Here is a 7,849-nt window from a genome sequence, read left to right as displayed (position 1 = left end):
CTCGGGTCCTCGGGCCCGGGCCCGAGGACCCGAGGAGCGGCGGGATGACCGGTGGCAGGAAGGGATCGCGGTCCCTGGGCGGCGGGCGGCCGTCCGTGTGTGCAGGATGGCGGGCGTGAGGCATCACTTCCCGCGGACCCGGCGGGCGATGCTCGGTCTGGAGCACCGCCTCGCCGCGATGGCCCTGGTCCGGCGCGGACGCGATCTGGAGCTGATGCACCGGGCTATGGGATTCGCCACCCTCTCCCTGGTCACGCTGGCGCCCCTGCTCATCGTCATCGCCGCCGCCGATCCGCTCGGCGAGGGCGGTTTCGCGTCATGGCTGGTCGACGGCATGGGCCTGTCCGGCCGGTCCGCCCGCGTCCTCGGGGACATCATCAGCCCCCCGGTCAAGGTGATCGGCACCACCAGCGTCTGGGGCGGGGTCCTGCTCGCCGTGTTCGGTATTTCCTTCGCGGGCAGCGTCCAGAACGGCTACGAGCGAATCTGGGGTCTGCCGCCCGGCCCCTGGCACCGCGTGTGGCGGCAGGCGACATGGCTGGCCGCGATGACCGCGTACCTCTACCAGGAGGTGCTGAACGGGCACGAGTTCCACGGCTGGCCGCGGATCACGGTGTCCGCGACCACCGGCGCGCTGTTCTTCTGGTGGGGCCAGCACTTCCTGCTGGGCGGACAGATCCACTGGCGGAGTCTGCTGCCGGGGGCACTCGCCACCATGGTGGGCCTGGGCGGCCTGCGCGTCTTCTCCTACCTGGTCTTCACCCCGCTCATCGTCGACAACGCGTTCAGCTACGGCACGGTGGGGGTCGTGCTGGTCGTCGAGTCGTGGCTCACCGGGGTCGGCTTCGTCGTCTACGGCGGTGCGATGTTCGGCCGGTGGTTCTGCGAGCACCACTGGTCACCGCTCAGGCACGACGAGGACTAGCTAGGGGGTGTCTGTCCTCTCTGTCCTCCAGGGCGGGCGCCGGATGTCCCGGGGGGACCCGGGGCGGGCTTTCGGCGACCGAGGGAGAGGCGTTTGGCGAGGTGGTTACCGGGATACTCCGTGACGGCCCAGCCCGCGCGAACCCGGGGTGGCCGCGGCGCAGGCCGCGTCCCCCGGCGTTCGCCCTCGCCGCCGAGGAAACCACCGTGTCCCACGCCCCGTCCGGTTCCCGAACCGCCGCCGCGGCGGCGGGCTTCAGCAGCCCGCCGCCTAGGTCGGACGACTGCCGGTGAGTGCCCTGACGATCGTGCTCGCCCTGCTGGCGGCCCTGTCCAACGCCTCGGCCTCGGTGCTCCAGCGGCGGGCCGCGACGGACGAGTCCGGCGGCAGCGGGGCGCGGCAGGCGCTGCGGTGGCTCGGACGTGTGCTGAGGCGCCCGCACTGGCTCGCGGGCGCCGGGCTGCTGGGGCTGTCCACCGTGTTCCAGGCGGCGGCACTGAGCGTGGGCAGCCTGTCCCTGGTCCAGCCGCTGCTGGCCAGTGAGCTGCTGTTCACCCTCGCCGTCGGCAGCGTCGTCTTCCGCCGCCGCCCGGACCGGCGGACCTGGCTGGCGTTCGCCGCCCTCGCCGTCGGCCTGGCCGTCTTCCTCGCCGCGGCCTCGCCCTCGGCGGGCACATCGACCGCCGAACCGGAACTCTGGCTGACGGTGGGCGCTGCGCTGCTGGGGGTGGTGGTGGCGGTGCTCGGGGCCTCGCGCCTGGTGCACGGCGCTCCGCGGGCCGCGCTGCTCGGGCTGGCGTCGGCGGTGTCGTTCGCCGCGACGGCCGCGCTGCTCAAGGAGGTCATGGGGCGGCTCGGCCACGGCCTCGGCGCGCTGCTGACGCAGTGGCCCCCGTACGCCACGGTCGTCGTGGGAGGGCTGAGCTTCCTGCTGCTGCAGAGCGCGTTCCGCGCCGGCAGCCTCACCGCGTCGCAGCCGGCGCTCACGCTCGGAGACGCCGTGACCAGCGTGGCACTGGGATGGGCGCTGTTCGAGGAGTACATCGGGCTCGGGGTCAAGGTGCTGCCCGAAGTGATCGGCGTCGTGCTCATCGGCGCTGGCAGCATAGGACTGGCGGGTGCCGCGGCCTCCGGCGCCTGGGACACGTCGCCCGACGAGGGCGGCGGACCGGGTCCGGGCCCCCAGCGGCCCGCCCGGCAGCGGTCCTGAACCGGAGGCGGGCTCCGACGCGCACGGGTGATGGCGGTCACGGACCGGACGGTGCCGCTTGCTCCGCCGGTTCCGGTGGCAACGCCTGCTCATCCGCATCCGGTGCCGCCGTGGCCCGGGCGTCCTCGGCCAGGGTCAGTTCGACGCCTCCGACGCAGCGGCACGAGAGGTTGCAGAGGAAGCTGCACAGTGTCGCGAACGCGGTGATCGGCGCGACCGTGCAGGCGGCCAGGGCGAGTGCCCAGCCCGGGGGCGGCCACGGGTCGCGGCCGAGGAGGGCGAGCAGGATCCACACGGGCGGCAGGGTGACGGCCGTGCACACCACCAGGCCGAGCGAGACCAGGAAGCTCACCGTCAGCACCGACACGGGGGCGGCAGCGGTCATGCGCGTCCGCGGTCTCCGCAGCCGGGGCGCGTTCCCGGCCACCGGCGGCGACTGATCCGCCCCGTCGGGTATTCGAGGAGAGGGGCCCGGCCGGACGCCGTCTGTACGGCCACCCGTTCCGCGCGCCGTGCGTCTGCTCCGGCCCATGTGTGGCTCCTCCTGGTTCCGGGCCCCCTCGTGCCGGAGCGGCTTCACGTTCGGGTGCGTCGCCGACGTCCGGGCCGCCTGGCGAGGTCCCCCGCCGGTGCGCGTCCTCGACGCCATGCGCACCGAACCCGGCCCGCATCCGCTGTCGCCCGTGCCAGGTACGGGCCGGTCGCGACGGCGGTGACGGTCGCCCTGTCGCTGCTCCGCGTCCGGCTCAGGTACCCCGTGCTGTCCCGAGCCGGGTCAGCGCGGGCGCCGTGAGCCGGCGCCGAAACCGACCATCCGCCAGATCCTGACCTCGCGCAAGGCCCCGGGCAGCTCCTTGACCAGCAGGGCGAGCGCCAGCCCGCCGACCACCACGGCCTCCGCGATCAGCACCTGTTTGCCTGTCATTGCCGTTCCTTCCCTGGGCTGCTGCTGTCCGTCCGCATCCGTTCCCGGCGGCCCCTCACCCGGGCGAGATGTTCGGCATGATCTTCATGATCGCGTTGTGCTTCTTCCAGTGGATGCCGGTCGACCGCCGGGCGTCGGCGGTGCCGTCCTCGTGGTGCCCCTGCTGCCGGTCGTAGGGACCGGCGTTGCCCTGGTGCAGCCCGCGCACGTGTCTCGGGGTGTCGGGCTTCACGTCGGGCCTGCCCACTCTGATCCTGCCCATGATCGGCTCCTCGGGCTCGTTGCTGTGTCAGGCTCGCCAGTACGGGTCGTAGCCGCTGGTCAGCGCGTCCTGGTTGTGGCGCCACTTGGGTTCCTTGTTGACCGCCATGCTGGTGATGCCGCGCATCCGCCGGATGAAGGCGCCGTAGGGCTTGATGAGGACGGAGGACAGGCTGCCGCCCGTGGGTTCGTCCATGAAGGGCATGAAGGCGTCGGGGAAGGCGGGCATCGTGCAGCCGATGCAGATGCCGCCGACGTTCGGGCAGCCCCCGATGCCGGCCATCCAGCCGCGCTTGGGCACGTTGCAGTTGACCACCGGCCCCCAGCAGCCCACCTTCACCTGGCACTTGGGCGAGTTGTAGTCCCTGGCGAAGTCGCCCTGCTCGTAGTAGGCGGCCCGGTCGCAGCCCTCGTGGACCGTCTTCCCGAACAGCCACTGCGGGCGGAGCATGTGGTCCAGCGGCGGGGGCGGCGCCGAGCCCGCGGCGTGGTAGAGCACCCAGGTCAGGGTCTCCATGAAGTTCTCGGGCTGGACCGGACAGCCGGGCACGTTGACGACGGGCAGGGCACCCCGCGACTTGAAGTCCCAGCCCAGGTAGTCGGCGAGGCCCATGGAACCGGTCGGGTTGCCGGCCATCGCGTGGATACCGCCGTACGCCGCGCAGGTGCCGGCCGCCACGACCGCCCACGCCTTGGGCGCGAGATGGTCGATCCACCAGTTGAGGGTGAGTGGCTCTCCCGTCTCCGGGTCGTTGCCGAAGGAGGTCCAGTAGCCACCGCCCTCGATGATGTTCTGGTTGGGGATCGAGCCCTCGATGACGAGGATGAACGGCTCGAGTTCGCCGCGCGCCGCCGCCCGGAAGGGGGCGAGGAAGTCCTCGCCTCCCAGGCTCGGCGAGAGCACCTTGTTGTAGAGGTGCACCTTCGGCAGCCCGGGGACGAGCCCGAGCACGATGTCCTCGATCGCGGGCTGGTCCGAGGCGGTCACGGAGACGGTGTCGCCGTCGCAGCTCATGCCCTCGGAGATCCAGAGGATGTGGATCTCGTCGAAGCCGGCCCGTTCGTGCGCGCCCTCGGGCTCCCGGTCGACGAGAGTGGTGCCGCTGTCGACGGTCATGTGCTGGGCCTCCCCTGGAGACGGTCGCGGATTCGGTCGTAGGCGGCCGCCAGGGGACCGACCACGGTCAGCGCCGGGGGGTGGACCGGCGCGTTCGGGTGGGGCCGGGTCGGCGCCATCTGCTTGGCCTGGCCGAGGCGCCGGCCCAGCTCGTCGAGGTCCCGCTGGGAGACGCGTGCGCGCAGCTCGGGCAGGAGTTCGCCCTCCTCCTCGCGCACATGCTCCTCGACCTCCTGTCGGAGCCGGGTCATGAGGTCGCTCTCGCGTTCGTCGCCGGAGGGCAGCTTGTCGAGGGCCGCAAGCAGCTTCTTGACGGCCATGTGCTCGCTCAGGTGCTCGTCGATCCGCTGCGCACCGTCGGGGATGACCTTCTTGGCCATCGGGTAGACCATCATCTCCTCGAGCGCCGCGTGCTTGGACAGCTCGCGGATCGTCAGCTCGACCACTCCGCGCCGCTGGGTCGCGGAGGCCGCGGCGTGGTAGTCGCGGAACAGTTGCTCGACCATGCGGTGGTCGTGCTTCAACAACTCGATGGCGTCCATCGCACCTTTCCCGGGCAGGGTTGTCCGTTCCCTGAACCAGGCAAACACGGGACTCCCCGGACCGCTCCTCGTGCTGGTGCAGTGGGGTGAACGGCGCGGGCCCACCGTGCCGGACGGGTCGGCGCGGGCCCACCGTGCCGGACGGGTCAGACGTCGTGGTCGGGCCAGCCGAGAAGACGTGCGCCGATGACCGCCGTCTGCAGGGTGTACCGGTGCACCGGGTCCGCCGGGTCGGCGCCGGTCAGCTTGTGGATGCGTTCCAGACGGTAGGTGAAGGCGCGCACGCTGAGACTGAGGCGGCGCGCCGCCTCCGCCGCCGTGCAGCCGGCGTCGAAGTACGCGGTGAGCGTGTCCAGGAGCGGCTTGGCGCCGCCCCGCGCGCTCCGCAGCGGGCCCAGGGTGTCGCGGACGAGGTCGGCCATCGCCTGCCGGTCACGGGTCAGGACCGGGTAGACGAGGAGGTCCGCGGCGCGCAGCACCGGCTCCGGCAGGCCGAGGCTGTCGGCGAGTTCGAGGGCGTTGAGGGCCTCCTCGTAGGAGTGGACCACTCCCCCTGCGCCCGGATGGGGGCGTCCGATGGCGACCCGGCCTCCGTCGGTGGCCGCGTGGGCGTGCTTGGTGAAGAACGCGAGGACGTCGTCCTGGTCGCCGGGGGCGACGCAGACGAGCCGCCCGTCCTTGGTGGTGAGCAGGATGCGGCGCTCACCGAAGCGGCCGAGCAGGGCTGTCTCGACGTGCCGGGTGGCGGGGTGGGTGTCGTCGACGGGCTGCCGGCCCTGGGCGACGGCCACCGCGTGGGCGCGGGAGAAGAGCAGCCCGTAACGTTCGGCGCGTTCGGCCAGCCGCCCGAGGTCGCTGCGGCCGTAGAGGAGGTCGTCGATGAACTCCCGGCGGTCGGCCTCCTCCTGGCGCATGGCCAGCCGCTGCGCGCGCTCGTGGCCCTCGGCGAAGGCGTCGACGGCCTGTTCGACGGCGGCGAGGACCCGGTCGATCCCGGCGGTGGCCAGCGCGGGCGAGAACGCCCGGGCCTCGGCGAGGTGGCGGCGGACGAGGGTGCGCAGTCCGTGTCCGGCCTCCGCCGCCCGTTCCCCCTGTACCCGCAGGGACTCCAGCTCGTCCCGGGTCAGCCGGCGGCCGGTGGCGCAGACATCGGCCAGGATCCGGGTGTAGCCCTCCAGATACTCCTCGGGCACCTCTGGCCGCGCCACGGCCCCTCCCCCACATCTTGATCGGTCGCTGGCGTCTTCTTTAACGCACGGTGGACACGGGTGACAAACCTCGGACACCGATGACCGGTCCGGCCCGTTTTGCGCACACGGCACAGCACCCGACGCGAACCTCCGCGACCACCGTTTGGGTGATCAACAAGTCATGGGGTTAGCATATGAGCGCCTCCTAGCTCGAAAGATAGATCTGTGACTGTCAACGACGACTCGTTCACCAACTGGAAGAACCGCGAGGAGATCGCGGAGTCGATGATCCCGATGATCGGGAAGCTGCACCGGGAACGGGACGTCACCGTCCTGCTGCACAGCCGCTCCCTGGTGAACAAGTCGGTGGTGAGCATCCTCAAGACCCACCGGTTCGCCCGTCAGATCGCCGGTGAGGAGCTCTCGGTCACCGAGACGCTGCCGTTCCTCCAGGCCCTCACCACGCTGGACCTCGGGCCGTCGCAGATCGACATCGGCATGCTGGCCGCGACGTACCGGAGTGACGACCGCGGCCTGTCGGTGGAGCGGTTCACCGCCGACGCCGTCGCCGGCGCCACGGGCGAGGGCAAGATCGAGCGCCGCGAGGGACGCGACGTCGTCCTCTACGGCTTCGGCCGCATCGGCCGCCTCGTCGCCCGCCTGCTCATCGAGAAGGCCGGGTCCGGCAACGGTCTGCGACTGCGCGCCATCGTCGTGCGCGGGGGCGGCCAGCAGGACATCGTCAAGCGCGCCTCGCTGCTGCGCCGCGACTCCATCCACGGCCAGTTCCAGGGCACGATCACCGTCGACGAGGCCAACAGCATGATCGTCGCCAACGGCAACGAGATCAAGGTCATCTACGCCGACGACCCGACGCAGCTGGACTACACGGCGTACGGCATCAAGGACGCCATCCTCATCGACAACACCGGCAAGTGGCGTGACCGCGAGGGCCTGTCCAAGCACCTGCGCCCCGGCATCGACAAGGTCGTCCTGACCGCGCCGGGCAAGGGCGACGTCCCGAACATCGTGCACGGCGTCAACCACGACACCATCAAGCCGGACGAGCAGATCCTGTCCTGCGCCTCCTGCACCACCAACGCGATCGTCCCGCCGCTGAAGGCCATGGACGACGAGTACGGCGTCCTGCGCGGCCACGTGGAGACGGTCCACTCGTTCACCAACGACCAGAACCTGCTGGACAACTACCACAAGTCCGAGCGCCGTGGCCGGTCCGCGCCTCTCAACATGGTCATCACCGAGACCGGCGCCGCCTCCGCCGTCGCCAAGGCGCTGCCCGACCTCAAGGCGAGGATCACCGGCAGCTCGATCCGTGTCCCGGTGCCGGACGTCTCGATCGCCATCCTCAACCTGCAGCTGGCCCGCGAGACCACCCGCGAGGAGGTCCTCGACTACCTCCGCAACGTCTCGCTGACCTCGCCGCTCAAGCGCCAGATCGACTTCATCAGCGCTCCCGACGCGGTCTCCAGCGACTTCATCGGCTCGCGCCACGCCTCGATCGTCGACGCCGGCGCCACCAAGGTCGAGGGCGACAACGCCATCCTCTACCTGTGGTACGACAACGAGTTCGGCTACTCCTGCCAGGTCATCCGAGTCGTCCAGTACGTCTCCGGGGTCGAGTACCCGACCTACCCGGCGCCGGCGGTCTGATCCCGGCG

9 protein-coding genes are annotated in these 7,849 nt (G+C 71.4%); 3 read left to right on the top strand and 6 right to left on the bottom strand.

Annotation, left to right across the window (positions count from 1 at the left end; all coding sequences use genetic code 11):
• Nucleotides 1-148 precede the first annotated feature (148 nt).
• The gene (locus BZY54_RS30505) at nucleotides 149-925 is read left to right on the top strand and encodes a ribonuclease BN (protein ID WP_086728558.1); all 777 of its coding nucleotides are present in this window, start codon (nucleotides 149-151) and stop codon (nucleotides 923-925) included.
• Nucleotides 926-1,214: 289 nt separating this feature from the next.
• Entirely contained in the window at nucleotides 1,215-2,135 is a 921-nt protein-coding gene (locus BZY54_RS30500; RefSeq protein WP_086728553.1) for a DMT family transporter, read from the top strand.
• A gap of 37 nt (nucleotides 2,136-2,172) precedes the next feature.
• Here the strand turns inward: BZY54_RS30500 and BZY54_RS51080 are convergent, their stop codons facing one another.
• The 6 genes from BZY54_RS51080 to BZY54_RS30475 all read right to left on the bottom strand — a co-directional run bounded on the left by BZY54_RS51080 (nucleotide 2,173) and on the right by BZY54_RS30475 (nucleotide 6,188).
• Nucleotides 2,173-2,520 carry a DUF3566 domain-containing protein gene (locus BZY54_RS51080; protein WP_086728552.1) on the bottom strand — a complete coding sequence of 116 codons (348 nt, stop codon included), beginning with the start codon at nucleotides 2,518-2,520 and terminating at the stop codon, nucleotides 2,173-2,175.
• 390 nt (nucleotides 2,521-2,910) lie between these two features.
• Nucleotides 2,911-3,060 carry a hypothetical protein gene (locus BZY54_RS51775; protein WP_167414098.1) on the bottom strand — a complete coding sequence of 50 codons (150 nt, stop codon included), beginning with the start codon at nucleotides 3,058-3,060 and terminating at the stop codon, nucleotides 2,911-2,913.
• 55 nt (nucleotides 3,061-3,115) lie between these two features.
• Complete coding sequence (locus BZY54_RS30490; protein WP_086728551.1) at nucleotides 3,116-3,322, bottom strand: hypothetical protein; 207 nt, start codon at nucleotides 3,320-3,322, stop codon at nucleotides 3,116-3,118.
• A 27-nt stretch (nucleotides 3,323-3,349) separates the two neighbouring features.
• Complete coding sequence (locus BZY54_RS30485; RefSeq protein WP_086728550.1) at nucleotides 3,350-4,438, bottom strand: NADH-quinone oxidoreductase subunit B family protein; 1,089 nt, start codon at nucleotides 4,436-4,438, stop codon at nucleotides 3,350-3,352.
• Entirely contained in the window at nucleotides 4,435-4,980 is a 546-nt protein-coding gene (locus BZY54_RS30480; RefSeq protein WP_086728549.1) for a hemerythrin domain-containing protein, read from the bottom strand. The genes BZY54_RS30485 and BZY54_RS30480 overlap by 4 nt, the downstream gene beginning before the upstream one ends.
• A 146-nt stretch (nucleotides 4,981-5,126) precedes the next feature.
• Complete coding sequence (locus BZY54_RS30475) at nucleotides 5,127-6,188, bottom strand: PucR family transcriptional regulator (protein WP_086728548.1); 1,062 nt, start codon at nucleotides 6,186-6,188, stop codon at nucleotides 5,127-5,129.
• 207 nt (nucleotides 6,189-6,395) lie between these two features.
• On the opposite strand from BZY54_RS30475, the gene BZY54_RS30470 reads away from it, so the two are divergent.
• Complete coding sequence (locus BZY54_RS30470; protein WP_086728547.1) at nucleotides 6,396-7,841, top strand: glyceraldehyde-3-phosphate dehydrogenase; 1,446 nt, start codon at nucleotides 6,396-6,398, stop codon at nucleotides 7,839-7,841.
• The last annotated feature ends 8 nt before the right edge of the window (nucleotides 7,842-7,849 follow it).

It is taken from the genome of Streptomyces carpinensis (assembly GCF_002154505.1).
Taxonomy (GTDB): domain Bacteria; phylum Actinomycetota; class Actinomycetes; order Streptomycetales; family Streptomycetaceae; genus Streptomyces; species Streptomyces carpinensis.
The sequence above is the reverse complement of the archived record's forward strand: the minus strand, read 5'-3'. Positions and strand labels throughout refer to the sequence as shown.

Coding starts and splice junctions, on each gene's coding strand:
- BZY54_RS51775 (WP_167414098.1), bottom strand. CDS start 3,060: ATGACAGGCAAACAGGTGCTGATCGCGGAGGCCGTGGTGGTCGGCGGG.
- BZY54_RS30485 (WP_086728550.1), bottom strand. CDS start 4,438: ATGACCGTCGACAGCGGCACCACTCTCGTCGACCGGGAGCCCGAGGGC.
- BZY54_RS30480 (WP_086728549.1), bottom strand. CDS start 4,980: ATGGACGCCATCGAGTTGTTGAAGCACGACCACCGCATGGTCGAGCAA.
- BZY54_RS30490 (WP_086728551.1), bottom strand. CDS start 3,322: ATGGGCAGGATCAGAGTGGGCAGGCCCGACGTGAAGCCCGACACCCCG.
- BZY54_RS30505 (WP_086728558.1), top strand. CDS start 149: ATGCTCGGTCTGGAGCACCGCCTCGCCGCGATGGCCCTGGTCCGGCGC.
- BZY54_RS51080 (WP_086728552.1), bottom strand. CDS start 2,520: ATGACCGCTGCCGCCCCCGTGTCGGTGCTGACGGTGAGCTTCCTGGTC.